The sequence below is a fragment of the Sphaerimonospora sp. CA-214678 genome, assembly GCF_050942215.1.
In the GTDB taxonomy this organism is placed as follows: domain Bacteria; phylum Actinomycetota; class Actinomycetes; order Streptosporangiales; family Streptosporangiaceae; genus Sphaerimonospora.
This window is the reverse complement of sequence record NZ_CP192056.1, coordinates 4,979,526-5,002,241: the sequence shown is the minus strand read 5'-3', so window position 1 is coordinate 5,002,241 and position 22,716 is coordinate 4,979,526. Positions and strand designations below refer to the sequence as shown.

Annotated in this window: 26 protein-coding genes and 3 tRNA genes; 21 read left to right on the top strand and 8 right to left on the bottom strand. The window is 70.1% G+C overall.

Annotated elements, in window-relative coordinates:
• Nucleotides 1–52: 52 nt before the first annotated feature.
• Nucleotides 53–2,035, bottom strand: coding sequence for a M3 family metallopeptidase (locus ACQP1K_RS22445; RefSeq protein ID WP_433497666.1), 1,983 nt, complete (start codon nucleotides 2,033–2,035; stop codon nucleotides 53–55).
• A gap of 225 nt (nucleotides 2,036–2,260) precedes the next feature.
• On the opposite strand from ACQP1K_RS22445, the gene ACQP1K_RS22440 reads away from it, so the two are divergent.
• From ACQP1K_RS22440 to ACQP1K_RS22430, 3 genes are all read left to right on the top strand, one after another.
• Nucleotides 2,261–2,332 (top strand) — tRNA-Gln (locus tag ACQP1K_RS22440).
• 57 nt (nucleotides 2,333–2,389) lie between these two features.
• Nucleotides 2,390–2,465, top strand: a tRNA-Glu gene (locus ACQP1K_RS22435).
• 36 nt (nucleotides 2,466–2,501) lie between these two features.
• A tRNA-Glu gene (locus ACQP1K_RS22430) sits at nucleotides 2,502–2,577 on the top strand.
• Between the two features lie 199 nt (nucleotides 2,578–2,776).
• Here ACQP1K_RS22430 and ACQP1K_RS22425 read toward each other — a convergent pair.
• Complete coding sequence (locus ACQP1K_RS22425) at nucleotides 2,777–4,480, bottom strand: hypothetical protein (protein WP_433497665.1); 1,704 nt, start codon at nucleotides 4,478–4,480, stop codon at nucleotides 2,777–2,779.
• 36 nt (nucleotides 4,481–4,516) lie between these two features.
• Complete coding sequence (locus ACQP1K_RS22420; protein WP_433497664.1) at nucleotides 4,517–5,233, bottom strand: IclR family transcriptional regulator; 717 nt, start codon at nucleotides 5,231–5,233, stop codon at nucleotides 4,517–4,519.
• Between the two features lie 140 nt (nucleotides 5,234–5,373).
• On the opposite strand from ACQP1K_RS22420, the gene leuC reads away from it, so the two are divergent.
• Genes leuC through ACQP1K_RS22400 form a run of 4 tightly spaced genes read left to right on the top strand, consistent with a single transcriptional unit; the run spans nucleotide 5,374 to nucleotide 7,990 of the window.
• A complete protein-coding gene (gene leuC, locus ACQP1K_RS22415; RefSeq protein WP_433497663.1) occupies nucleotides 5,374–6,759 on the top strand; it encodes a 3-isopropylmalate dehydratase large subunit in 1,386 nt (461 codons plus the stop codon).
• Nucleotides 6,760–6,809: 50 nt separating this feature from the next.
• Nucleotides 6,810–7,397, top strand: a complete 588-nt coding sequence (gene leuD, locus ACQP1K_RS22410) for a 3-isopropylmalate dehydratase small subunit (protein ID WP_433497662.1) — start codon at nucleotides 6,810–6,812, stop codon at nucleotides 7,395–7,397.
• Nucleotides 7,376–7,636 carry a hypothetical protein gene (locus ACQP1K_RS22405; protein WP_433497661.1) on the top strand — a complete coding sequence of 87 codons (261 nt, stop codon included), beginning with the start codon at nucleotides 7,376–7,378 and terminating at the stop codon, nucleotides 7,634–7,636. The genes leuD and ACQP1K_RS22405 overlap by 22 nt, the downstream gene beginning before the upstream one ends.
• Nucleotides 7,637–7,687: 51 nt before the next feature.
• Nucleotides 7,688–7,990, top strand: coding sequence for an HU family DNA-binding protein (locus ACQP1K_RS22400; protein ID WP_433497660.1), 303 nt, complete (start codon nucleotides 7,688–7,690; stop codon nucleotides 7,988–7,990).
• 80 nt (nucleotides 7,991–8,070) lie between these two features.
• Here ACQP1K_RS22400 and ACQP1K_RS22395 read toward each other — a convergent pair whose 3' ends face one another.
• Together ACQP1K_RS22395 and cofC are read right to left on the bottom strand one after the other, a co-directional pair.
• Nucleotides 8,071–8,271, bottom strand: coding sequence for a hypothetical protein (locus tag ACQP1K_RS22395; RefSeq protein WP_433497659.1), 201 nt, complete (start codon nucleotides 8,269–8,271; stop codon nucleotides 8,071–8,073).
• Between the two features lie 9 nt (nucleotides 8,272–8,280).
• Nucleotides 8,281–8,982, bottom strand: coding sequence for a 2-phospho-L-lactate guanylyltransferase (gene cofC, locus ACQP1K_RS22390; protein ID WP_433497658.1), 702 nt, complete (start codon nucleotides 8,980–8,982; stop codon nucleotides 8,281–8,283).
• 78 nt (nucleotides 8,983–9,060) lie between these two features.
• Here cofC and ACQP1K_RS22385 point away from each other — a divergent pair, with 78 nt between their 5' ends.
• From ACQP1K_RS22385 to ACQP1K_RS22375, 3 genes are all read left to right on the top strand, one after another.
• Nucleotides 9,061–9,795: a lysophospholipid acyltransferase family protein gene (locus ACQP1K_RS22385; protein ID WP_433497657.1), complete on the top strand. Its 735-nt coding sequence runs from the start codon at nucleotides 9,061–9,063 to the stop codon at nucleotides 9,793–9,795.
• A gap of 63 nt (nucleotides 9,796–9,858) precedes the next feature.
• The gene (locus ACQP1K_RS22380) at nucleotides 9,859–10,866 is read left to right on the top strand and encodes an NAD(P)H-dependent glycerol-3-phosphate dehydrogenase (protein WP_433497656.1); all 1,008 of its coding nucleotides are present in this window, start codon (nucleotides 9,859–9,861) and stop codon (nucleotides 10,864–10,866) included.
• Between the two features lie 87 nt (nucleotides 10,867–10,953).
• The gene (locus ACQP1K_RS22375) at nucleotides 10,954–12,084 is read left to right on the top strand and encodes a D-alanine--D-alanine ligase family protein (protein WP_433497655.1); all 1,131 of its coding nucleotides are present in this window, start codon (nucleotides 10,954–10,956) and stop codon (nucleotides 12,082–12,084) included.
• A gap of 72 nt (nucleotides 12,085–12,156) precedes the next feature.
• Here ACQP1K_RS22375 and ACQP1K_RS22370 read toward each other — a convergent pair whose 3' ends face one another.
• Together ACQP1K_RS22370 and ACQP1K_RS22365 are read right to left on the bottom strand one after the other, a co-directional pair.
• Nucleotides 12,157–12,567 (bottom strand): DUF3515 domain-containing protein, encoded by a 411-nt coding sequence (locus ACQP1K_RS22370; RefSeq protein WP_433497654.1) that lies wholly within the window; start codon nucleotides 12,565–12,567, stop codon nucleotides 12,157–12,159.
• Between the two features lie 79 nt (nucleotides 12,568–12,646).
• On the bottom strand, nucleotides 12,647–12,880 hold the full coding sequence (locus tag ACQP1K_RS22365; protein ID WP_433497653.1) for an Lrp/AsnC family transcriptional regulator: 234 nt from the start codon (nucleotides 12,878–12,880) through the stop codon (nucleotides 12,647–12,649).
• A gap of 47 nt (nucleotides 12,881–12,927) precedes the next feature.
• On the opposite strand from ACQP1K_RS22365, the gene ACQP1K_RS22360 reads away from it, so the two are divergent.
• A complete protein-coding gene (locus ACQP1K_RS22360; RefSeq protein ID WP_433501617.1) occupies nucleotides 12,928–13,938 on the top strand; it encodes a thiamine-phosphate kinase in 1,011 nt (336 codons plus the stop codon).
• 26 nt (nucleotides 13,939–13,964) lie between these two features.
• Complete coding sequence (gene thiD / locus ACQP1K_RS22355) at nucleotides 13,965–14,753, top strand: bifunctional hydroxymethylpyrimidine kinase/phosphomethylpyrimidine kinase (protein WP_433497652.1); 789 nt, start codon at nucleotides 13,965–13,967, stop codon at nucleotides 14,751–14,753.
• A gap of 101 nt (nucleotides 14,754–14,854) precedes the next feature.
• Here the strand turns inward: thiD and rpmB are convergent, their stop codons facing one another.
• Nucleotides 14,855–15,040: a 50S ribosomal protein L28 gene (gene rpmB / locus ACQP1K_RS22350; RefSeq protein ID WP_433497651.1), complete on the bottom strand. Its 186-nt coding sequence runs from the start codon at nucleotides 15,038–15,040 to the stop codon at nucleotides 14,855–14,857.
• Between the two features lie 253 nt (nucleotides 15,041–15,293).
• Here rpmB and recG point away from each other — a divergent pair, with 253 nt between their 5' ends.
• From recG to ACQP1K_RS22305, 9 genes are all read left to right on the top strand, one after another.
• The gene (gene recG / locus ACQP1K_RS22345) at nucleotides 15,294–17,474 is read left to right on the top strand and encodes an ATP-dependent DNA helicase RecG (protein WP_433497650.1); all 2,181 of its coding nucleotides are present in this window, start codon (nucleotides 15,294–15,296) and stop codon (nucleotides 17,472–17,474) included.
• Nucleotides 17,475–17,934: 460 nt separating this feature from the next.
• Nucleotides 17,935–18,507 carry a 16S rRNA (guanine(966)-N(2))-methyltransferase RsmD gene (gene rsmD, locus ACQP1K_RS22340; protein WP_433497649.1) on the top strand — a complete coding sequence of 191 codons (573 nt, stop codon included), beginning with the start codon at nucleotides 17,935–17,937 and terminating at the stop codon, nucleotides 18,505–18,507.
• A gap of 15 nt (nucleotides 18,508–18,522) precedes the next feature.
• Entirely contained in the window at nucleotides 18,523–18,999 is a 477-nt protein-coding gene (gene coaD, locus ACQP1K_RS22335; protein WP_433497648.1) for a pantetheine-phosphate adenylyltransferase, read from the top strand.
• A gap of 89 nt (nucleotides 19,000–19,088) precedes the next feature.
• The gene (locus ACQP1K_RS22330) at nucleotides 19,089–19,664 is read left to right on the top strand and encodes a YceD family protein (RefSeq protein ID WP_433497647.1); all 576 of its coding nucleotides are present in this window, start codon (nucleotides 19,089–19,091) and stop codon (nucleotides 19,662–19,664) included.
• A gap of 1 nt (nucleotide 19,665) precedes the next feature.
• A complete protein-coding gene (rpmF, locus tag ACQP1K_RS22325) occupies nucleotides 19,666–19,845 on the top strand; it encodes a 50S ribosomal protein L32 (protein WP_433497646.1) in 180 nt (59 codons plus the stop codon).
• Nucleotides 19,846–20,205: 360 nt separating this feature from the next.
• Nucleotides 20,206–20,925, top strand: a complete 720-nt coding sequence (gene rnc, locus ACQP1K_RS22320; RefSeq protein ID WP_433501616.1) for a ribonuclease III — start codon at nucleotides 20,206–20,208, stop codon at nucleotides 20,923–20,925.
• A gap of 3 nt (nucleotides 20,926–20,928) precedes the next feature.
• Nucleotides 20,929–21,825 carry a bifunctional DNA-formamidopyrimidine glycosylase/DNA-(apurinic or apyrimidinic site) lyase gene (gene mutM, locus ACQP1K_RS22315; RefSeq protein ID WP_433497645.1) on the top strand — a complete coding sequence of 299 codons (897 nt, stop codon included), beginning with the start codon at nucleotides 20,929–20,931 and terminating at the stop codon, nucleotides 21,823–21,825.
• Between the two features lie 159 nt (nucleotides 21,826–21,984).
• Entirely contained in the window at nucleotides 21,985–22,254 is a 270-nt protein-coding gene (locus ACQP1K_RS22310; RefSeq protein WP_433497644.1) for an acylphosphatase, read from the top strand.
• Between the two features lie 188 nt (nucleotides 22,255–22,442).
• The gene (locus tag ACQP1K_RS22305; RefSeq protein WP_083501994.1) at nucleotides 22,443–22,637 is read left to right on the top strand and encodes a hypothetical protein; all 195 of its coding nucleotides are present in this window, start codon (nucleotides 22,443–22,445) and stop codon (nucleotides 22,635–22,637) included.
• Nucleotides 22,638–22,716 lie beyond the last annotated feature (79 nt).

Below are 22,716 nucleotides of genomic sequence, written 5' to 3'. Positions count from 1 at the left end.
ATGGCCGCGGCGGTGAGCGCCACCCCGCGGCCATGGCGGACGGCCCGGTGGGTCACAGCAGGCCGCGGCGGGCCAGCAGCGGGGTGATCTCGGGGTCCCGGCCACGGAACGCGCGGAAGGCCGCCATGGAGTCGACGCCGCCGCCCTTGGACAGCAGCTCGCGGCGGAACCGGTCGCCGTTCTCCCGCAGCAGCCCGCCGTTCTCGTTGAACCACTCGACGGTGTCGGCGTCGAGGACCTCACTCCAGATGTAGGAGTAGTAGCCCGCGCTGTAGCCGCCCGCCCAGATGTGGGCGAAGTACGTGCTGCGGTAGCGCGGCGGAACGGCCGGCAGGGCGACGCCGGCCTCGGCCAGCGCCCGGGCCTCGAACTCCTCGGGGTCCTCCCCCGAGTAGGCGGTGTGCCACGCCCAGTCGAGCAGCGTGGCGGCCAGGTATTCGACCGTGGCGAATCCCTGGCCGAACTTCTGCGACTCCAGCAGCCGGTCGACGAGATCCCGCGGCATCGGCTCGCCCGTCTCGTAGTGCTTCGCGTAGTTGGCCAGGATCTCGGGGTGGGTCGCCCACATCTCGTTCACCTGGGACGGATACTCGACGAAGTCGCGCGGCACCGCCGTACCCGAGAAGCGCGGGAAGCGCACGTCAGAGAACAACGCGTGCAGGGCGTGCCCGAACTCGTGGAACATCGTGTTGACCTCGTCGAACGTCATCAGCGTCGGCTCGCCCTTGACGATGTTGAGGTTGTTCACGACGACCGGCCGGGTGCCCTCCAGCGCCGACTGCCTGACCAGGCTGTTCATCCACGCGCCGCCCCGCTTGGCGGCCCTGGCGTGGAAGTCGCCGAGGAACAGGCCCAGCGGGCCGCCGTCCGCGTCGAACACCTCGAAGACGCGCACGTCCGGGTGATAGCCGGGCAGGTACCTCCGCTCGCTGAACGTGATCCCGTAAAGGCGTGTGGCCGCGTAGAAGACGCCGTGCTCCAGGACGGTGTTCAGCTCGAAGTACGGCCGCAGGCGGGCGCCGTCGATGTCGTAGCGCGCCCTGCGCGCCTTCTCCGCGTAGAAGGCCCAGTCCCACGGCTGTACGGCATGGCCGGCGAGCTCCTCCAGCTCCGCCTGCTCCCTGCGGGCGTTCGCCACGGCGGGCGGGACGAGCTTGGCCAGCATCTCGGTGACGGCACCGGTGGTGCCCGCCGTCTGGTCCGCCAGGACGTACTCGGCGTGATCGGCATAGCCGAGCAGGCGCGCCCGCTCCCGGCGCAGCAGCGCCATCTCCCTGATCAGCTCGGTGTTGACCGTGCCGCCGCGCCCGACGGAGGCGGCATGTACGCGTTCGCGTAGCGACCGGTCGGTCAGCGAGGCGAGCGACGGCTGCCCGGTCGGCAGCACCAGCGAGATCACATGCCTGCCGTCGAGGCCGCGCTCGGCGGCGGTCTCGGCGAGCCCCCGGATCGCGTCCTCCGTCAGGCCGTCCAGCTCGGCCGCGTCGTCGACCACCACGGCCCGGCTGTTGGTGTCCGCGAGGAGATTCTGCTGGAAGGTCGTCGCCAGCTCCGACAGCCGCTCGTTGAGCCGCCTGAGCCGCTCCTGGTCGGCCTCCTCCAGCAGGGCTCCGGCCCGGGTGAAGTCGGTGAGGTAGCGGTCGAGCAGCCACCGCTCCTCCTCGCCGTCCGCCTCCACGGCGCGGATGCGGGCGAACAGCTTCGCGTTGAGATGTACGGCGTCCGCGTGCTTGGCCAGCTTGGGGGTGACGTCCTGCTGGATCTTCTGGATGCCGGGAGTGGCGTCGGCGGACGCCTGGTTGAAGAAGACGGTGCTGACCCGGTCGAGCAGCCGGCCCGATCTCTCCAGGGCCTCGATGGTGTTCTCGAACGTCGGCGGCTCGGGATCGTCCGCGATCGCCGTGACCTCGGCGAGGTGCTCGGCCATGCCCCGTTCGAACGCCGGCCCGTAGTGCTCTTCCTTGATCTCGCGGAAGGGCGGCAGCCCATAGGGCAGGTCACTGGGGCTGAGGAAGGGGTTGTCGGCCGGCTTCATCGAATCTCCTTGAGCGTGGGTCGTGGGGAGGAGGTCGCGGCGGCTCCCCGGTGTCCCGACTGCGCGCCGGCGGTCCAGGGAACGGCCGGCGCCGTACTCGTTCAGCCTCGCACAACCATCGCCTACGACGATGTCGTGCGGCACGCCGCAATCGTTTTGGTAGTGGGTCCCAAGCTGGGCTATCCTTTCGGAGTCGCAAGCGGGGCGGTGAGCCCGGTGAGCGGATGGGGTATGGGGTAATTGGCAGCCCGACGGATTCTGGCTCCGTTAGTCTAGGTTCGAGTCCTGGTACCCCAGCTGGATCCCCCCAAGGGATTCGGTTGGAAAATCGCAGCGATGCGACACACAGTGAACGGTCCCGTCGTCTAGTGGCCTAGGACGCCGCCCTCTCAAGGCGGTAACGGCGGTTCGAATCCGCTCGGGACTACCACTGTGAGCCTGTGCGTCGTATAGGCTCCATGGTGAAGGCTCCGTCGTCTAGTGGCCTAGGACGCCGCCCTCTCAAGGCGGTAGCGCCGGTTCGAATCCGGTCGGGGCTACCACGTAAGTAAACCCCCGGTTCTTCTGTCGCCGGGGGTTTTCTCATGCCTGCCTTCGCTTCTCCGGAAACCCCGTGTCTCAGGAAACCGGGCGCGTCCGCCCGCCCACATCGTTCCGTGCGCCCGCCCACGTCGTCCGGCGGGCGGTACGCACAGAGGAAGGCCATGAGGCGGGCGCCCACCGGGGGCGCCCGGAGAGCGCTCAGTTCCCTGATCGGGCCTTGAACAGGGCGCGTTTGGCGGCCTTGCTCACCTGCTTGTCCGGATGCGCGTCGGAGATGGCCTCCAGCAACTCCTCCAGATGCGGATGCCGGATCTTCCAGATGCCGTCGAGTATCGCGACGAGCGTCTGCGCCGGGCCGATCTCGTGCAGGCTGCTCAGGAACTCGGCCCGGCCGAGCCCTGCGGAGATCGTCCACATGTCGAGGATCAGCCAGTCGGTGTCCGCCGGGGTCGGCTCCGGCGCTCCCTCGATCCCCATCTGGGTCAGGTGGGTCGCGGCGTACGGCCGCAGCGACGGCTCCTTGGCCGCCTCGTGCCAGGCGGGCACCGCCGCCTCGCCGAGCGAGCCGACCAGGCTGGCAGCCTGGACGCGGACGAGCGCGTCCGACTCGTCGTCGGCGGCGGCCGCGAGCAGCTCGGATGCCGCCTGGGCGGGTGTGCGCAGCGCGAGCCAGGAGGCGAACTCCGCGTCCGCCTCCTCCTCGGTCATGTCGGCGCTGAGCGACAGCAGGTCGAGCGCCGACATCGCGTCGATCGCGGGCCGGGCGCTCACCTCGACGTCCTCGTCGTCGAGCAGGTGCACCACGCCGTCGGTGCCGAGCGGGGTCAGCGAGATCACCCCGTCATCGACGGCGACCATGCCGTACCCGCTCAGCCATGCCACGACGGAGGCGAGCGGATCGCCGGCGGCCGCCCACGCGTCCAGGCCGAGATCGTCGTACTCCGACACGGCCTGGGCCAGTTCTTCCCGCAGGTCGGCGAGGGTACGCGAGCCCTGGTTGAGCAGCAGCTGGATCAGCAGTGCGCGGGTCAGTCCGGACAGCGCCAGCGTCAGATCGTCGTCGTCGAGCTCGGGGTCGCCGTAGTCGATCGAGTGCAGGCCGGTCGCCCAGACGTCGAGGACGTCATCGTCGTCATCGAACGGCCAGCCGGAGGTGTCGGGGTCGACGCTGACCGTGTCACCGCCGTCCGGGGTGAGGAACTCCAGGTCGATGGCGAGGTTCCAGATGTTCCACAGGTACTGCGCGTCGGGAAGGCCCAGCGTCTGTACGGCTTCGCTCACCTCGTCGTCCGACAGGAGCGTCTCGGTGCCGACCTTGCGGCCCGTACCGACCCACAGCGCCAGGTCGCGAGCCTGGGCGATCAGCGGGACTCCGCGGGCGGCCTCGGCCAGCTCGGCGTCGGAGCGCAGGCGGATGGTGGGCAGCGCCGCGATCCGCTCGGCGAACGGCTCGAAGTCGCCGAGGCTCTCGCCGACCTCCTCGAACTCGTCGTCGTCCTCGTCGTCGTCCCAGGTACCTGCGTCCATGACGTCCTCCATCGCGTCGACGAAGTCGTCTTCGAGCTCGTCGAGCTCGGAGAGCAGGACGTCCAGGGAGGCCGCGCTCGGCGACAGCCGTCCCGTCGACGACAGGAACGTCAGGTAGGACCGCATCGCCGGCATCAGAGCGTCGATGGCCGCCTCGGGGTCTTCCACGGCCTTGGGGAAGTGTTCGAGCAGCACGGTTCGCAGGTCACCGCGCTTCCACAGCCCCGCCTCGTCACGGACGGCCAGGCGATGCCATAGTGCGGCGGGTCCCACGAGCTCGGGATCGCTGCCCGGTGCGTTGTCCGGCACCCAGAGAATGAATTCTTGGAGCAGAGGACGCAGTTCAGCGGCGGCTGCCTCGATGCGATCGGTCACCCCGCCAGACTAGAGGCATCCGGAGCAGGTCTCTAATCAGTTCGCCCGCCGCATCGCCTCGGTGATCCGCTCGGCCGCCGCGACGACGGGACCGGCGTGCATCCGCCCGGGAGTGCGGGTGAGCCGCTCGATCGGACCGGAGACGGAGATGGCCGCGATGACCTTGCCGCCGGAGCCGCGGATCGGGGCCGACACGCTGGCGACGCCCTGCTCGCGCTCGCCGACGCTGTGCGCCCAGCCCCTCCTGCGTACGCTGGACAGCGTCGTGGCGGTGAACTTGGCGCCGCGCAGGCCGCGGTGCAGCCGGTCCGGGTCCTCCCACGCGAGCAGGATCTGTGCCGCCGATCCCGCGGTCATCGGGAGCGCCGAGCCGACGGGCACGGTGTCGCGCAGGCCGCTGGCGCGCTCGGCGGCGGCGACGCAGACACGCTCGTCCCCCTGCCGCCGGTAAAGCTGGGCGCTTTCGCCGGTGAGGTCGCGGAGCTGGGTGAGCACGGGACCGGCCACGGCGAGCAGCCGATCCTCGCCGGCGGCGGTGGACAGCTCGGACAACCGCGGCCCGAGGACGAAACGCCCCTGGGTGTCGCGGGAGACGATGCGGTGGTGCTCGAGCGCGACGGCCAGCCGATGGGCGGTGGGCCTGGCCAGACCGGTCGCCTGGACGAGCTGCGCCAGGGAAGCGGGGCCCGCCTCCAGGGCGTTGAGTACGAGAACGGCCTTGTCGAGTACTCCGACCCCGCTAGAGTTGTCCATACCCCGATACTGCCGTCTCGGTATCCGAGATGCAAACGCAATAGGGGATTTTAGCATATAAAGTGTCCATATCCCGATATCTCTGTCTCGATATTCGAGACACCGTAGTCCGGGGGCCGAACGCGAGGAGGCGTTTCACCATGGGTCGCACACTGGCCGAGAAAGTCTGGGAGCAGCACGTCGTACGACGTGCCGAGGGCGAACCCGACCTGCTCTACATCGACCTCCACCTCGTCCACGAGGTGACCAGCCCGCAGGCGTTCGACGGCCTGCGGCTCACCGGCAGGCCGGTGCGCCGTCCCGACCTGACGATCGCCACCGAGGACCACAACGTGCCGACCGTGCTCGGGCCGATCTCCGATCCGGTCTCGCGCACCCAGGTCGAGACCCTCCGGAAGAACGCGGCGGAGTTCGGCATCCGGCTGCACCCGATGGGCGACGCCGGCCAGGGCGTGGTCCACATCATCGGCCCGCAGTTCGGCCTCACCCAGCCCGGCATGACGATCGTCTGCGGCGACTCCCACACCTCGACGCACGGCGCGTTCGGCGGCATCGCGTTCGGCATCGGCACCTCCGAGGTCGAGCACGTGCTGGCCACCCAGACGCTGCCCGCCTACCGGCCGAAGATGATGGCCATCGAGGTCACGGGGGAGCTGCCGGTCGGCGTCACGGCCAAGGACCTCATCCTCGCCATCATCGCCAAGATCGGTACGGGCGGCGGCCAGGGTCACATCGTGGAGTACCGCGGCGAGGCCATCCGCGGGCTCTCCATGGAGGGCCGCATGACGGTCTGCAACATGTCGATCGAGGCCGGCGCCCGGGCGGGCATGATCGCCCCGGACGAGACCACCTTCGAATACCTCCGCGGCCGGCCGCACGCGCCCACCGGAGCCGCCTGGGACCAGGCCGTCGAATACTGGAAGACCCTGCGCACCGACGACGACGCCGTGTTCGACAAGGTCGTCGAGATCGACGCCTCGACGCTGACGCCGTTCGTCACCTGGGGCACCAACCCGGGGCAGGGTGCGCCGCTCGGCTCGGCCGTCCCGTCTCCGGAGGACTTCGCCGACCCGGTCGAGCGGGCGGCGGCCGAGCGCGCACTGGAGTACATGGGTCTCACGGCGGGCACCCGCCTGCGCGAGATCGAGGTCGACACGGTCTTCGTCGGCTCCTGCACCAACGGCCGGCTGGAGGACCTGCGGTCCGCCGCCGAGATCCTGCGTGGCCGCCGGGTCGTCACCCGCACGCTGATCGTGCCCGGTTCGATGCAGGTCAAGAAGGCCGCGGAGGAGGAGGGCCTGCACGAGGTGTTCAAGGAGGCCGGCGCCGAGTGGCGTGAGGCGGGCTGCTCGATGTGCCTGGGCATGAACCCCGACACGCTCAAGCCGGGCGAGCGCAGCGCCTCGACCTCCAACCGCAACTTCGAGGGCCGTCAGGGCAAGGGCGGCCGCACGCACCTCGTCTCGCCGGCCGTCGCCGCCGCGACCGCGGTCACCGGCCGGCTCACCGCGCCCGCCGACCTCTGAGACCCGCCGAGACCCGCTGAGACTCCGAAATCCGACAGGGAAGACCACTGATGGAAGCCTTCACCACGCACACCGGCCGGGCCGTGCCGCTGCGCCGCAGCAACGTCGACACCGACCAGATCATCCCGGCCGTCTGGCTCAAGCAGGTCAGCCGCACCGGTTTCGAGAAGGGCCTGTTCTCCGCCTGGCGCGAGGACCCGTCCTTCGTCCTGAACGACCCCGTGTACGCGGGGGCCACGATCCTCGTCTCCGGCCCGGACTTCGGCACCGGATCGTCCCGTGAGCACGCCGTCTGGGCGCTCCAGCAGTACGGCTTCCGCGCCGTGATCTCCTCGCGGTTCGGCGACATCTTCCGGAACAACTCCACCAAGATGGGCCTCCTGCCGGTCGTGCTGCCCGAGGACGTCGTCGAGCGCCTGCAGTCGGCGGCCGAGGCGGACCCGGCCACCGAGGTGACCGTCGACCTGGTCGAACGCCAGGTGCGCTGCGGCGACCTCGCGGTCTCCTTCGAGATCGACGACTACACCCGCTGGCGGCTCATGGAGGGCCTGGACGACATCGGCCTGACCCTGCGTCACGCGGCCGACATCGAGGTGTACGAGAATGGACGGCAGCCATGGCTGCCGACGACCGTCTGAGCGAGCCTCAGACCCTGGAAGACCGACTGGCGCGGCGACTGCGTGATGCGCATCGCCGCGTCAGGGCGTTAGCCTTACCACAGGAGGAGCGGGCCCGCCTGACTCGTCGGCTGCTCGCGGTCTCTGACGTGGCAAAACGGGACATAGCCCATGCGGCCCGCCGGCTGGATGCCTTCATCGCCTATCTGGACGGCACATCCGACACGCCGAGCAGGCGAAACATGCCGCCCGGTGATTGAGTCCCGAGACCTCGTCCCTTAACTTCAAGCGCGTAAGGGGGAGGGAACCAAATGAACAAGAAGGAACTCGTCGAGGCGATCACCGATCGCGTCGGTGACAAGAAGACGGCGACCGAGGCGGTCAATGCCGTTCTCGATGCGATCCAGCGCGCCGTCGCCAGCGGTGACAAGGTCTCGATCACCGGATTCGGCGCCTTTGAGATGGTGCACAAGCCCGCTCGTACGGCTCGCAACCCTTCGACGGGCGACCCCATCAAGGTCGAGGAGAGCTGGGCACCCAGGTTCCGTCCAGGCGCCGAGTTCAAGGAGCAGGTCAACGCCGGCGGCAAGGCCTCGGCACAGAAGAAGTTGTAAAAACCGGCCGGAACGGTGAGCGGAACCCCGCGGTGGCGCCCGGATGATCATTCGGGCGCCACTCGTCGTCTCGCCGCCGATCAGGGCGTCGGGAACGTCGAGAGGGTGACGTACGTGACGCGCTCACCGGTCACGACGATGTTGACCCGCTGGCCCGAGCGCAGATGCCGCAGCGGTCCCGCGTCGAACGCGTCCGCTTCGAACGGGATCTCCGTCCCGTCGTCGAGGAACACCGAGCCCGAGCGCGTAGCGGCATCGAACGTCTTGACCGTGGCCTGCACGCGATCAGCCTACCCGCGCCCGTCCGCCGGCTCGGCCGACGAACCGTGGCCCGGATCGCGCGGTCCGTACGGCGTCTCGCCGAGTGCGAGGCGCGCGGCGACCGCCGCGGTGGCGGGGCCGACGCCCAGGGCGAGCGCCTCGCGCAGGTCCGTCACCGTGTCGACGTCCCGGCGGACCGAGGAGATGCCGTCGATGGTCAGTTCCTTGGCCCCGCCGGCCAGGTGCCGCGCCCTCGACTCGCCGCCGAAACCGGGCCGGAACGGCACGCCGGGCCGTACGCCGTAGAAGGTCGTGCCCACCTCCGCCGCATCGGGGACGAACGACCGCTCGAACTCCGCCGCCGCGGTGAGCACGGTCTCCAGCTCGCCGGGCCGCAGCGCCGGCAGGTCGGCCTGCAACGCCCCGACCGGGTCAGCGGGCGCGAGCCGTACGGCCTCGGCGGCGCCGTGGCGCAGCGCGGTGTTGAGGCCCAGGTCCGGATCGCTCACCACGTGGGCGCCCAGCCGCGCGAGGCGCAGCGCCGGCACAGGGTCCGCCGTCACCACCACCACGCGCGCCACGAGCGGGCAGCGCAGCGCAGCGGACACCGTGTCGGACGCGACCGCGACGGCCAGGTCGGTCCGGTGCGGCCCGGCCGCCGCTGCCAGGCGTGTCTTCGCCCGGATCAGGGTCTTGACCGGCACCACAATGGTCCATCGCGCGCACCGCATGCCGTCAAGCATCCCGCCTCGACATTTCCGATGGCCAACCGGGAGACTTGTGCCCGATCCCGCCGACTTGGAGAACCAGTGACCCACCCCAGCCGCAGCCGTGTCGGACGCCCGCCCCGTTTCTGGGAGGCCCTCGCGGTCGTCGTCGTCAAACCGTTGTCCCGGCTGTTCGTGAAACGGAGGTGGCGCGGCGGCGAGCATGTGCCCCGCGAGGGCGGACTGATCATCGCGGCCAACCATCTGTCCTGGTCAGATCCGGTGCTGATCTCCCACTACCTCTACAACACCGGGCGGTGGCCGACGATCCTGGCCAAGGCGGGGATCTTCAAGGTGCGCTTCCTCGGCCACGCGGTCACCCAGCTCCAGGCGATCCCCGTGCACCGCGGCAGCACCGAGGCCGCGCAATCGCTGAAGATCGCCGAGGAGCGGCTGCGCGCGGGGGCGTGCATTCTGTTCTATCCGGAGGGCACGATCACCCGGGATCCCGACATGTGGCCGATGGCCGGCAAGACCGGCGTCGCCCGCCTGGCCCTCGCCACCGGGGTGCCGGTGATCCCGATCGCCCATTGGGGGGCTCAGGAGATCCTGCCGTACGGCGCGAAGAAGCCGCGGCTGTTCCCGCGCAAGAAGTTCCAGGTGATCGCCGGGCCGCCGGTGGACCTGTCCCAGTACGCCGGTCAGCCCATGCGGGCCTCGATCCTCCGGGCGGCGACGGCCGACATCATGGCGGCCATCACCGGCCTGCTGGCGGAGATCCGCGACGAGAAGGCCCCCGACGTTCCGTACGATCCCAAGAACGGTGAGAGCGCCTGACAGGGCGTACGGTGGGGACGACCGGGAGCGTACCCGGTGCGACAAGGAGGGGCGGGGCGGCCAGTGAGCAAGGCGGTCGTGTTCGGAACCGGCTCGTGGGGCACCATGTTCGCGGTGATCCTCGCCGAGGCCGGCACCCGTACGACCCTGTGGGGTCGGCGGGGCGCGGTCGTGGACGCGATCAACGACAGACGCGAGAACCCGGACTACCTGCCGGGTCTTCGGCTCCCCGATACGCTGCGCGCCACCACCGACCCGGCCGAGGCGATGGACGGCGCCGGCTACGTCGTGCTCGCGGTCCCGGCGCAGACGCTCCGGGCCAACCTCGTGGAGTGGAAGCACGCCATCCCCGGCGATGCCGTGCTGGTGAGCCTCATGAAGGGCGTCGAACTCGGCACCTGCAAGCGGATGAGCGAGGTCATCCGCGAGGTGGCCGAGGTGCCGGAGCGGCGGGTCGCGGTCGTGTCCGGGCCGAACCTGGTCGGTGAGCTGGCCCGGCGCCAGCCCGCCGCCACCGTCGTCGCCTGCTCCGACGCCGGGGTGGCCGACCGGCTCCAGGAGGCCTGCCACCTGCCGTGGTTTCGCACCTACACCAATCCGGACGTCATCGGGGTCGAGCTCGGCGGCGCGGTGAAGAACGTCATCGCGCTGGCCGTGGGCGTCGCGGCCGGCATGGGCCTGGGGGACAACGCCCGGTCCATGCTGATGACCCGCGGGCTCGCCGAGATCGCCCGCCTGGGCGCCGCGCTCGGGGCGGACCAGCACACGTTCGCCGGCCTCGCCGGGATGGGCGACCTCGTCGCGACCTGTACGTCTCCGCTGTCCCGCAACCGCACCTTCGGGGAGAACCTGGGACGCGGGATGACCCTCGCCGAGACCGTCGCGGCGACCAGGCAGACCGCCGAGGGGGTCAAGTCCTGCGAATCGGTGCTCGACCTGGCGCGCAAGCACAACGTGGAGATGCCCATCACCGAGGTGGTGGTCGGCGTCGTCCACGGCGGCATGACGCCTCCCGAGGCGGCCGCGCTGCTGATGTCCCGGGCGCCCAAGCCCGAGCGCTACGGTCTGTGACGCCTGGTCGTAGCTTGGTTGTACGCTTGTCCGGGCCCACGGCTGACGAGCCGTTTTGCCCGGCAAGAGGCGGTAGATTCGGACACCATGAACTCGGACACCACGAACGAGGATCGCCGGCCCGGGCCACGCGTGCGCGTGGCAGTCGTCTTCGGCGGCCGCAACTCCGAGCATGCCGTCTCCCTCATGGGGGCGGGCAGCGTGCTCGAGGTGATCGACCGGTCGAGGTATGACGTCGTCCCCATCGGGATAGCCCAGGACGGGCGGTGGGTGCTGGTCCCCGGCAGCCAGGCGTACGCGATCGAGGGCGATCGCCTGCCCTCCGTGGACGAGTCGGGAACGGCTCTCGCGCTGCCGACGGAGTCCGCCTCGCTCATCGCCCTGGAGCCCGGCGAGATCCCGCGCCCGCTCGGCGAAGTGGACGTGGTGTTCCCCGTCCTGCACGGCCCGTTCGGCGAGGACGGCACGATCCAGGGCCTGCTGGAGATGGCCGGGGTCCGGTACGTCGGATCGGGTGTGCTGGCCAGTGCGGTCGGCATGGACAAGGCGTACATGAAGCTGGTCCTGCGGGCCGCGGGGTTGCCGGTCGGGCCGTACGTCGTGATCGGCGACCGTGACTGGCGCACGGATCGGGCGCGGATGCTCAAGGAGGTCGAGGAGCTCGGCTGGCCGGTCTTCGTGAAGCCCGCCCGCGCCGGTTCTTCGCAGGGCATCTCCAAGGCGCACGACACCGCCTCCTTGGAGACCGCGGTCGAGCTCGCCCGCGAACACGACCCGAAGGTGCTCGTCGAGGCCGCGATCGCCGGCCGGGAGATCGAGTGCGCTGTGCTGGAGTCGCTGGGGGACGCCGGGGCCGAGGCGAGCACGCCGGGCGAGGTGCACGTCCGCGAGGATCACGAGTTCTACGACTTCGAGGCGAAGTACTTCCCCGACGGGATGCGGCTCGACGTGCCAGCCGACATCCCGGGTGAGGTGGCCGAGACGATGCGGGGCATGGCGGTGCGCGCCTTCGAGGCCCTCGGCTGCGAGGGGCTGGCCAGGGTCGACTTCTTCTACACGCCATCGGGCGAGGTCATCGTCAACGAGATCAACACCATGCCCGGCTTCACGGCCCAGTCGGTCGCTCCGAAGCTGTGGGCCGCGAGCGGCCTGCCGTACCCGGAACTGGTCGACCGGATGATCCAGCTCGCGCTGAACCGCCCGGTCGGCCTGCGTTAGCGCGGTGACGACGAACCCGGCCGCCGTCCCTCGGAAAGCACTCCGGCCGGTTCCGCTCCAAGCGGCGGCGGGCTATTCCGGGATGGTCTTTTTGATCGGGTCGGCGAGATCGACGAGGATCTCGCCCGGAGCATGCTTGCTGGAGATGGTCACCTCGACGTACGCCACTCGATTGACGGCGGTGAACAGCGCCGGCCGCTGGGGATCACGGAACCAGCCGACGCCGTTGACGTCGAGGACCTCGGCGGTCGGCGTCATCGAGCCGGGCCGGGGCACGCCGCAGCGCAGCGCGATCTCCCCGTCTCCCCAGACCGCGACGTACGGCGAGGCGGGCTCGAAGGGCGTGCGGTCGGCGCCGTCCAGGCTGTGGGGAAGAATCGCGCCGAGCCCGCCGCAGGCCTCGGCGGCCGCGCCGGTCGGCGTCGGAGGTTCGACTTGGACGGTGGTGGAGCACGCCGCCAGAACGGCCGACGTCACGGCCATGACGGCTGCTGCCCCTGGGAGAAAGGCCGGTTTTCGCATAGCCACCCGATCGGGCCGGATCGACTGCCCGGCTTCTTCGTCAGATGTGAACGATCGGACAGGTTAGCGTACGGGTGATTCCGTCGACACCCTGGATCTGGGCCACCACGAGCTTGCCCAGCTCGTCCACGTTGTTGGCCTCGGCACGGACTATCACGTCGTACGGGCCGGTGACGTCCTCGGCCTTGGTCACGCCGGGGATCGAGGAGATCTCCCCGGCGACCTCGGCCGCCTTGCCGACCTCGGTCTGGATAAGGATATAGGCCTGGACCATGCGTCCTCCCGGATAGAGATCAGTGCCGGAGCGTAACCGTACCTCGAATACACAGGGGGTGTGTCATCACAGTCGGAGAACTCGGTGAATTCGGAGTAATTAGCCGAATATCGGGTCGTTTATCGCAAAGTCCTGCCGTGCTGCTCGGACCCGGCGACGACGCCGCCGTCCTGAGCGCGCCCGACGGCCGGGTCGTGGTCACCACCGACGTTCTGATTGAGGGAAGACATTTCCGCCGTGATTGGTCGAGCGGCTACGACATCGGCCGCAAGGCCGCGGCCCAGAACCTCGCGGACATCGCCGCCATGGGCGCCGAGCCGACGTCGCTCGTCGTCGGCCTGGGGCTGCCGGCCGACACCGCGATCGAGTGGCTCGACGCGCTCACCGACGGCTTCCGCGACGAGTGCGCCCTGGCCGGAACCGGTGTGGCCGGCGGCGACATCGCCCGGTCGGAGATCGTCATGATCGGGGTGACCGCGCTGGGAGACCTCGGCGGCCGGCCTCCGGTGACCAGGTCCGGCGCCCGCCCGGGCGATGTCGTCGCCGTCACCGGCCGGCTCGGCTACGCCGCGGCCGGGCTGGCCCTGCTGCTGGCCGGGTTCACGCCCGGCACGCTGCCGGGTGGCGAGGGGGCGTCGCCGGGCCTGGCGACGCTGATCGACGCGCACCGGCGTCCGCAGCCGCCGTACGCCCGGGGCCCTGAGGCGGCCCGGCTCGGGGCGACCGCCATGCTCGACGTGAGTGACGGGCTGCTGCAGGATCTCGGCCACGTCGCCGCCGCCAGCGGGGTGGGCATCCGGCTGGATCCCGCCGCGCTGCCGCTCCCCGAGGTCTTCGCCGAGGCCGCCGGACTGCTCGGCGACGGAACGGATCCGCTCGACTGGGTGCTGACCGGCGGCGACGATCACGCCCTCGCCGCGACGTTCCCTCCGGACGTGCGGCTCCCGCCCGGGTGGACGCTCGTCGGCGACGTCGCCGAGGGCGAAGGCGTCCAGGTCACCGGCCGTACCACCGCAACGGACGGAACGACCGGCGGCTGGGACCACTTCCGCCGCTGATCGACGCCTTTTGGGAGGATGAGGGTATGACGACCCCTCCGCTTGTACTGACGATCGCGGGTTCTGATTCCGGCGGGGGCGCCGGAATCCAGGCCGACCTCAAGACGATGCTGGCTCTGGGCGTTCACGGCATGAGTGTGATCGCCGCGGTGACCGCGCAGAACTCACTGGGCGTCCAGGGCTACTGGGAACTTCCGCCGGAGGCCGTACGGGCCCAGCTCGACTCCGTGCTCGGCGACATCGGGGCGCAGGCGATCAAGACGGGCATGCTGGCGTCCACGGTGCTGGTGGAGACCGTCGCCGAGGTGCTCTCCGGCGTGTCCGTCCCCGTGGTGGTCGACCCTGTCGGGGTCTCCAAGCACGGCGACAGCCTGCTCGCACCGGAGGCGGTGGAAACGGTCAAGGCCCGCCTGCTGCCGCTCGCGACCGTCGTCACCCCCAACCTGTGGGAGGTCGAGCAGCTCACCGGGGTGAAGGTCGAAGGTGAGGACGACCTGCGGCGGGCGGCGGACGCGGTGCTGGCACTGGGACCGAAGTGGGCGCTCATCAAGGGCGGTCACCTCCCCGGAGAGCCGGTCGACCTGCTCACCGACGGCACCGCGGAGCATCGCTTCACGGCCGAGCGCCTCGACAACCGGCACACCCACGGGACGGGCTGCACGCTCGCCTCCGCGATCGCGTCCTACCTCGCCCTGGGCGAGGACGTGCCCGGTGCGGTACGGCAGGCCAAGGACTACATCACCGGCGCCATCGCCGGAGGCTTCCCCCTGGGCGACGGCATCGGCCCCGTCGACCACTCCTGGCGCTGGCGATAGCCGTCGGCGTCCGGCGCCGGGCGCCGGTGGTCGTCGACGGCCGGAAGACGCGAGAGCCCGTCACCGGACCGGTGACGGGCTCGGACGATATGCGGATCTCCTCAGCGGGAGACCTTGCCCGCCTTGATGCAGGAAGTGCACACGTTCATACGCTTCGGCGTGCCGTTGACCATCGCACGCACGGTCTGGATGTTGGGGTTCCAGCGGCGACGGGTGCGCCGATGCGAGTGCGAGATGTTGTTGCCGAAAAGCGGCTTCTTGGCGCAGACGTCGCAGACGGAGGCCACGGTAATCGCTCCTTCGATTCAGTCGATCGGCCCGGCGCCGCTGCAACGGCTCGTCCGAGCAATGCCGGGAACAACCGGCTGGCCGAACAAGAATATCCGATGCCGGGAGGTCCACGCCAAACGGCGACCCCGGCCGACCCGGAAATCTCGTACCTGCCCACGTTAGCGCATCGGAGCGCAACGGCGTGCGCCGGTGTGGAAAAGCGGTGCGGGTGCGCCGGAATGTCGGCGAGTCCGGGTAGTAATGGGTGCCGTGACGAGGTTCGATGAGCCGCTCAAGCGACCGCTGGGCCGTACGGCCTCCCCGCTGGAGGCCGCGTTGGGCATCTCCACGGTCGGCGAGCTGCTGCGACACTACCCCAGGCGCTACGCACGGCGCGGCGAGCTGACGCCGATCGCCTCGCTGGAGCACGACGACCACGTGACCGTCGTCGGCCGGGTGTCGGCGGCGATGCGCCGTCCCATGAAGAACCGGCAGGGCACCTGGCTGGACGTCGAGGTGAGCGACGGCAAGGACAAGCTGCACCTCGCCTTCTTCGGCAAGGGGTCGCACGCGGCGGAGCAGCGGCTGAGGCCGGGCACGGAGGCGATGTTCTCCGGCAAGGTCAACGTCTTCCGCACGCCGCGGACCAGACGCGTGTCGCTGACCCATCCCGAGTACGAGTCGTTCGACGAGACGGAGGCGACGGCCGAGGAGTTCGCGAACGTGCCGGTGCCGATCTATCCCTCGGCCCAGGGCCTGGCCAGTTGGAAGATCGCCCGGGCCGTGCGCACCGTGCTCGACGTGCTCAGCCTCGACGACCCGATCCCGGACGAGGTGCGGCACCGGCACGGCCTGCCCGGCCTCGAGACGGCGCTGCGCCGGATCCACCGGCCGCGGGACCCGGAGGAGATCGACAGTGCGAGACGGCGGCTGAAGTTCGACGAGGCGTTCCTGCTCCAGGCCGCGCTGGTGCGCCGGCGGATGGCCGCCTCCGCCTCTCCGGCCCGGCCCCGTCCCCGGCGGGACGACGGGCTGCTGAGCGAGTTCGACCGGGGGCTGCCCTTCCAGCTCACCGAGGGGCAGCGACAGGTCGGCGAGGAGATCGCCGCCGATCTGGCCGAGGACCATCCCATGCACCGGCTGCTGCAGGGCGAGGTCGGCGCGGGTAAGACCGTGGTGGCGCTGCGCGCCATGCTTCAGGTGGCCGACTCCGGCGGACAGGCCGTGCTGCTCGCCCCGACCGAGGTGCTGGCCCAGCAGCACCACCGGTCGGTCAGGAAGATGCTCGGCGACCTCGGCACCGGCGGCATGTTCGGCGGGACGGGCGTTGCCCTGCTCACCGGGTCGATGGGCGCGGCCGCGCGCAGGGCCGCACTGCTCGACGTGGCCTCCGGAGCGGCCGGGATAGTGATCGGCACCCACGCCCTGCTGCAGGAGCACGTCCAGTTCGCCGATCTCGGCCTGGTTGTCGTGGACGAGCAGCACAGGTTCGGGGTCGAGCAGCGTGACGCGCTGCGGGAGAAGGGCGGGGGCGGCAGGCCCCACATCCTGGTGATGACCGCCACCCCGATCCCGCGCACGGTCGCGATGACCGTGTTCGGCGACCTGGAGGTCTCCACGCTGGCGCAACTCCCGGCGGGCCGTGCCCCGATCACGACGCACGTCGTCCCGGCGGCGGAGAAGCCGCACTTCCTCGACCGGGCCTGGGAGCGGGTGCGGGAGGAGGTCGGCCTGGGCCGGCAGGCGTACGTGGTCTGCCCCAGGATCGGCGATCAGGAGGGCGACGAGGGCGACATCGCGAAGGACGACCGTACCGACGGGGCCGAGGGGGAGCGCCGGCCGCCGTTGGCCGTGCTCGATGTCGCGGAGGGCCTCACCGAGGGTCCGCTGCGTGGGCTGCGGGTCGGGGTGCTGCACGGCAAGCTCGCGCCGGAGGACAAGGACGCGGTGATGGGAGGTTTCGCCCGGGGAGAGGTGGACGTACTGGTCGCCACCACGGTCATCGAGGTCGGCGTCGACGTGCCGAACGCGTCCGCCATGGTGATCATGGATGCCGACCGGTTCGGTGTCAGCCAGCTCCACCAGCTCCGCGGCCGGGTGGGCCGGGGCGGGCTGCCCGGACTGTGCCTGCTGGTGACCGAGGCGCCGGAGGGCACCCAGGCGCGTCGGCGGCTCGACGCCGTGGCGGCGACCCTGGACGGCTTCGAGCTGTCCCGGGTGGACCTGGAGCAGCGGCGGGAGGGCGACGTCCTCGGGGTGGCGCAGTCCGGCCGCAGATCGTCGCTGAAGATGCTGCGGCTCCTCGAGGACGAGGACGTCATCGAGTCGGCGCGGTCCGAGGCCGTCGCGGTGCTGGGCGCCGATCCCGAGCTGGCCGCCTGGCCCGCGCTGCGCGCCGAACTCGACGCGCTCGTGGCGGGCGAGCAGGCGGAGTTCCTCGAGAAGACCTGACCCTCGGGCGTGACGAGCCGCGACGGCCGTCGGCGCCGAAAGGACGAGACTCGAAAGGCGAGGCTTGCAAGGGCGGGGCTCGAAAGGGCGGGGTTCGAATGACGCGGGCGCGAGCGGACGGCGCGAGCGGACACCGTGCACAGAACGAAGTGAGCGGACACTTGCACAGAACGGTGTGAACAGAATGGGGTGAAATGACCCAGGGCCCGACCTTGGGACGGCCTCCCCCCGAATGCCGTCCCCGGCCGGGCCCACCCCCGGGTCAGGTGCCGGGGGCGCCGGCGTGCGGAAGGGCTCACGTTCACGCCGGCCGACCTTCCCCTGGGTCACGTTGAAGGCCGCAGAACTCATCATGCGGACGGGGGCGGCCGGGCGATACCTCTCTTACGTATTCCTCGCCATCGCTTGCCCACTCTTGACCTGCGGCGCGTTCCGCACCGGATCGCGGCACAATGAACGAATGACGCGGGTGATCGCAGGGATCGCAGGAGGCCGCAGGCTCGCCGTGCCCCCGGGGAGGGGGACGCGGCCGACGAGCGATCGGACGAGGGAGGCGCTGTTCGCCACGGTCGGCTCGGTGCTCGGCCCGCTCGACGGGGCCAGGGTCCTCGACCTGTACGCGGGATCGGGCGCCGTGGGCCTGGAAGGCCTCAGCAGGGGAGCGGCGCACGCGCTGCTCGTGGAGTCGGATGCGAGAGCCGTACGCACGATCAGGGAGAACATCGCGGCGCTCGGCCTGCCGGGCGCGGTGCTCCGGCAGGAGAAGGCCGAGCGAGTGGTGAGCAGGCCGTGTGAGGATCCGTACGACTTCGTCTTCGCGGACCCGCCCTACTCCGTCGCCGACGATGTGGTCGCCAGGGTGCTGGAGGCGCTGCGGGACAACGGCTGGCTGGCGGACGGCGCACTCGTCGCGGTGGAACGGGAGTCCAGGGGTAAGGACCTGGTGTGGCCGAAGGGATTCGAGGAAGGCCGGGTCCGGCGATACGGAGAAGCGGCCGTTTGGTACGGTCGCGCAGCAGACAGAAGCCCGTGAAAGTGGGGGTGCGCCTTGCGTCGCGTCGTCTGCCCGGGGTCGTTCGACCCCGTAACCAACGGACATCTTGACATCATCGGCCGTACGTCGCGGTTGTACGACGAGGTCGTCGTCGCCGTCGGGGTCAACGTCGAGAAGCAGGGACTGTTCGACGTCGGGGAACGCATCCGGATGCTGGAAGCGGTGACCGAGGAGTACGGAAACGTCCGGGTGGAGAAGTTCCACGGCCTCCTGGTCGACTTCTGCCGCCGGCAGGAGATCCCGACCATCGTGAAGGGCCTGCGCGCGGTCAGCGACTTCGACTACGAGTTGCAGATGGCCCAGCTCAACTATCGGATGTCCGGCGTCGAGACGCTGTTCATGTCCACCAACCCCGAGTATTCCTTCCTGTCGTCGAGCCGGCTGAAGGAGATCGCGCGGTACGGCGGGGACGTGTCCGGGCTGGTCCCCGACCTCGTGCGCGAGCTGCTCGTCGAACGGCTCAGGGGTTGAACCGTGCGGGCGAGAGGGCCGGGGCTGGTATTCTTGCTTCTCAGCCTTGCACGACGGCGGTGATTCGCCATGCCTAACGTGAGAACAGGATGACTGCGCACAGCCTCGATCCCCGGGCCCCTTGGGTGCTCTCAACCCATGACCTGGGTCGCCGGCCGGGGTCGATGCGCAGGCTCAACCTGACGCTCCCGGCACCGGCGGACCTCGCGGTCGGAATGATCGGCGTTCCCAAGGACGCCGACGTCGAGCTGGACATCCGGCTCGAGGCGGTGATGGAGGGCGTGCTCGTCACGGGCACGGCGCGGGCTCCGCTCAGCGGAGAATGCTCACGCTGCCTGGAACCGTTGGCCTCGCGGACCGAGGTCGACTTCCAGGAGCTCTACTTCTACTCGGCGGAGGCCGTGTTTCCCGGTGGAGGCGCGGGCGGCGAGGACGATCTGTTCCTCGACGGCGAGTTGCTCGATCTCGAGCCGGTATTCCGTGACGCGGTGGTGCTCGCGCTGCCGCTGAGCCCGGTGTGTGAGGACGACTGCCCCGGGCTCTGCGTGGAGTGCGGGATCAGGCTGGCCGAGGCCGGCCCGGACCACAGGCACGAGAAGATCGACTCACGCTGGGCGACGCTGCAGGGTTTGGAACTGGACAACGAAGACGATCAGGAGGGTTGACGTGGCCGTCCCCAAGCGGAAGATGTCGCGGAGCAACACCCGCCACCGCAGGTCTCAGTGGAAGGCTGCCGCCGTCGCGCTCGTGAACTGCCCGCAGTGTCACTCGCCCAGGCTCCCGCACACGGCGTGCCCGACCTGTGGCACCTACAACCGCCGCCAGGTGGTCGAGCCGTCGGCCTGATCGGCCGTCGGTGTGGGGCAGTCAGGCGTACAGCGAGAACAGGCGTACAGGGGGCGCCGACCGGGTCGTCGAACGACCCGGTCGGCGCTACCTTGCTTTCAGAGTTTTGTAGAACTGCAGTAGGGCTTTCACGCACGCGCACGCGGTCGGTGGCCGGACGGAGGGGAATTTCGGAACGTGCCCGCGGCCGTGGTGGACGCCGCGGCCCCGTGAGCCGACTGATCGGTGAACCGGTGGCCCGGCGTCCACCACGCCTTCGGGCTCTCCCGACGATCCATCTGCCCGCCGTGCTCGACTGGGCCCGGGGACGAGTAGGGAGTGAGACCGGTGGGCGCAGCATCGGGCGGTAAGCCGGTGGCCGTGGAGGTCGCCAGAGACGAGCTGGAGCAGGTACTCGACGTCCGGCTCAGCACGGACATCCTCGAGCGGGCGCTGACGCACCGCTCGTACGCGTACGAGAACGGCGGGCTGCCCACGAACGAGCGCCTGGAGTTCCTGGGCGACTCGGTCCTGGGCCTGGTCGTCACGGACACGCTGTTCCGCAACCATCCCGACCTGCCCGAGGGGCAGCTCGCCAAGCTCCGCGCCGCGGTCGTCAACATGCGGGCGCTGGCCGACGTCGCGAGGACGCTCGACCTGGGCAAGTATCTGCGGCTCGGCCGGGGCGAGGAGGGCACGGGCGGGCGCGACAAGTCGTCGATCCTGGCCGACACGCTGGAGGCGCTGATCGGAACGGTCTACGTCGACAAGGGCCTGGACGAGGCGTTCCGGGTGGTCCACCTGCTCTTCGACGCGCTCATCAAGCGGTCGGCCTCGCTCGGCGCCGGGCTCGACTGGAAGACGTCCCTGCAGGAGTTGACCGCCGCCGAGGCGCTCGGGGTGCCCGAGTACCACGTGGACGAGAGCGGCCCCGACCACGCCAAGTCGTTCGTGGCCACGGTCCGCGTCGGCGGCAGGGAGTACGGCAAGGGCGCCGGGCGCAGCAAGAAGGAGGCCGAGCAGCAGGCCGCCGAGGCCGCCTGGACCGCCATCCGCGCGGTGCGCGAGGCCAAGGAGGCCGCGGAGATCGGGCAGGGCTGACGGATGCCAGAACTGCCCGAGGTCGAGGTCGTCCGGCGGGGACTGGAACGCTGGGCGATCGGCCGGACCGTCGCGTCGGCCGAGGTCCTGCACCCGCGTGCCGTCCGAAGGAACGACGGCAGCCTGCCCGACCGGCTCAAGGGCCGGACGGTCGTCTCCGCCGAGCGCCGCGGCAAGTACCTGTGGCTGCCGCTGCACGACGACCCGCCGGGGGACGGCGGCGGACGGCCCGGCGGCGCGGAGGAGGCGCTCCTCGCCCATCTGGGCATGAGTGGACAGCTCCTGATCGTGGATCCCCTCGCGCCGATGGAGAAGCACCTGCGGGTGCGGCTGTCGTTCACGGACGGCGGTCCTGAGCTGCGCTTCGTCGACCAGCGCACCTTCGGCCATCTTCTGGTCGCGCCCATGGCCGTGCGGCTGCCGCGTCCGGTGCCCGAGCCGATCGCGCACATCGCGGCCGACCCGCTGGAGGGCGCGTTCGACGACGAGGAGTTCGCGGCCAGGTTACGGCTGCGCCGTACCGGACTGAAGCGGGCGCTGCTGGACCAGTCGTTGATCAGCGGGGTGGGCAACATCTACGCGGACGAGGCCCTGTGGCGGGCCCGTCTGCATTGGGCCAGGCCCACCGAGACGCTGACCCGTCCCAAGATCGTCGAGCTGCTGTCGGCGGTCCGCGCGGTGATGACCGAGGCGCTGGCGCAGGGCGGCACGTCGTTCGACAGCCTGTACGTCAACGTCAACGGTGAGAGCGGCTACTTCGACCGGTCACTCGCCGTGTACGGCAGGCAGGATCGGCCCTGCCCCCGCTGCGGGGCGCCGATCAGGCGGGAGGCGTTCATGAACAGGTCGTCCTACAGCTGTCCGAAATGTCAGCCTCGACCCAGGAACGCCCGTCCGTAGCGATGGCGGTTCGCCCGTGAGGCATTTCTCACAGACTCGGGATTTCCATGGGACGGGGGAGTGCGCCGGGAGGAAGTCGTGGTCCCCGGGGCCGGCTCCGGCGGCGCTCGGGTGGACCCCGGCGTGCGGCGCGCGAGACGGGTTTGGATACTGGTAACCATGATTCGGCTGACCGCATGGGTCCGGGGGCGGGTGCAGGGGGTCGGGTTCCGCTGGTGGACCCGGGCCAGGGCGCTCGAGTTCGGGCTGTCCGGATGGGCCGCGAACCTCGCCGACGGGAGAGTCGAGGTCGTGGCCGAGGGCCCCCGGGAATCGTGCGAGAAGCTTCTTGAGGCGTTACGTGGCGGAGACACGCCCGGCCAAGTGGAGGGGGTAGTCGAGCGATGGAGCGACGCTAAGGGAAGTATGGCCGGGTTTGTAGAGAGGTAGGCCTTCCCTCAAACCCCCCAAATGAGGTATATTTACCTGTCGAGAGTGTCCACCGGCCGTCTGTGCGGAGCGTTCAACTTGACCGACTCCATTGCCGGTGCGACTCTTGAGAGGAACCACGCGCACCCCTCCCGCGGTATAGAAGTGCGCGAACCAGTCTGGTCACTCAGCGTGGAGGACCCTTTACTATGGCGAAGGCTCTACTCGGCCACGTCGGCGGTCCTGACCCTCGGATGATCTCGGAAATGCGCCGTCTCCAGCAGCGCGTCCGTGATCTGGAGGCAGAACTCACCCGGCTCCAGGCGCAGAACGACGCGCTGGCGGCGCAAGCTCGTGACGAAGCCCTGGCCCGGCTGCAGGATCGCGAGCCGGTTCTCACCTGAGAACCGGCGAGGGATTGGAAAACACGGATTGTAGGGACGCCCCGCAAAGGCGTCCCTTGCCATTTCCGGTCTCCGCTTT

Coding starts and splice junctions, on each gene's coding strand:
- leuD (WP_433497662.1), top strand. CDS start 6,810: ATGGAAGCCTTCACCACGCACACCGGCCGGGCCGTGCCGCTGCGCCGC.
- ACQP1K_RS22400 (WP_433497660.1), top strand. CDS start 7,688: ATGAACAAGAAGGAACTCGTCGAGGCGATCACCGATCGCGTCGGTGAC.
- rsmD (WP_433497649.1), top strand. CDS start 17,935: ATGACGCGGGTGATCGCAGGGATCGCAGGAGGCCGCAGGCTCGCCGTG.
- leuC (WP_433497663.1), top strand. CDS start 5,374: ATGGGTCGCACACTGGCCGAGAAAGTCTGGGAGCAGCACGTCGTACGA.
- thiD (WP_433497652.1), top strand. CDS start 13,965: ATGACGACCCCTCCGCTTGTACTGACGATCGCGGGTTCTGATTCCGGC.
- cofC (WP_433497658.1), bottom strand. CDS start 8,982: ATGCGGTGCGCGCGATGGACCATTGTGGTGCCGGTCAAGACCCTGATC.
- ACQP1K_RS22420 (WP_433497664.1), bottom strand. CDS start 5,233: ATGGACAACTCTAGCGGGGTCGGAGTACTCGACAAGGCCGTTCTCGTA.
- ACQP1K_RS22305 (WP_083501994.1), top strand. CDS start 22,443: ATGGCGAAGGCTCTACTCGGCCACGTCGGCGGTCCTGACCCTCGGATG.
- ACQP1K_RS22370 (WP_433497654.1), bottom strand. CDS start 12,567: ATGGCCGTGACGTCGGCCGTTCTGGCGGCGTGCTCCACCACCGTCCAA.
- ACQP1K_RS22310 (WP_433497644.1), top strand. CDS start 21,985: ATGATTCGGCTGACCGCATGGGTCCGGGGGCGGGTGCAGGGGGTCGGG.
- ACQP1K_RS22330 (WP_433497647.1), top strand. CDS start 19,089: ATGACTGCGCACAGCCTCGATCCCCGGGCCCCTTGGGTGCTCTCAACC.
- ACQP1K_RS22445 (WP_433497666.1), bottom strand. CDS start 2,035: ATGAAGCCGGCCGACAACCCCTTCCTCAGCCCCAGTGACCTGCCCTAT.
- ACQP1K_RS22375 (WP_433497655.1), top strand. CDS start 10,954: ATGAACTCGGACACCACGAACGAGGATCGCCGGCCCGGGCCACGCGTG.
- mutM (WP_433497645.1), top strand. CDS start 20,929: ATGCCAGAACTGCCCGAGGTCGAGGTCGTCCGGCGGGGACTGGAACGC.
- ACQP1K_RS22365 (WP_433497653.1), bottom strand. CDS start 12,880: ATGGTCCAGGCCTATATCCTTATCCAGACCGAGGTCGGCAAGGCGGCC.
- ACQP1K_RS22405 (WP_433497661.1), top strand. CDS start 7,376: ATGGCTGCCGACGACCGTCTGAGCGAGCCTCAGACCCTGGAAGACCGA.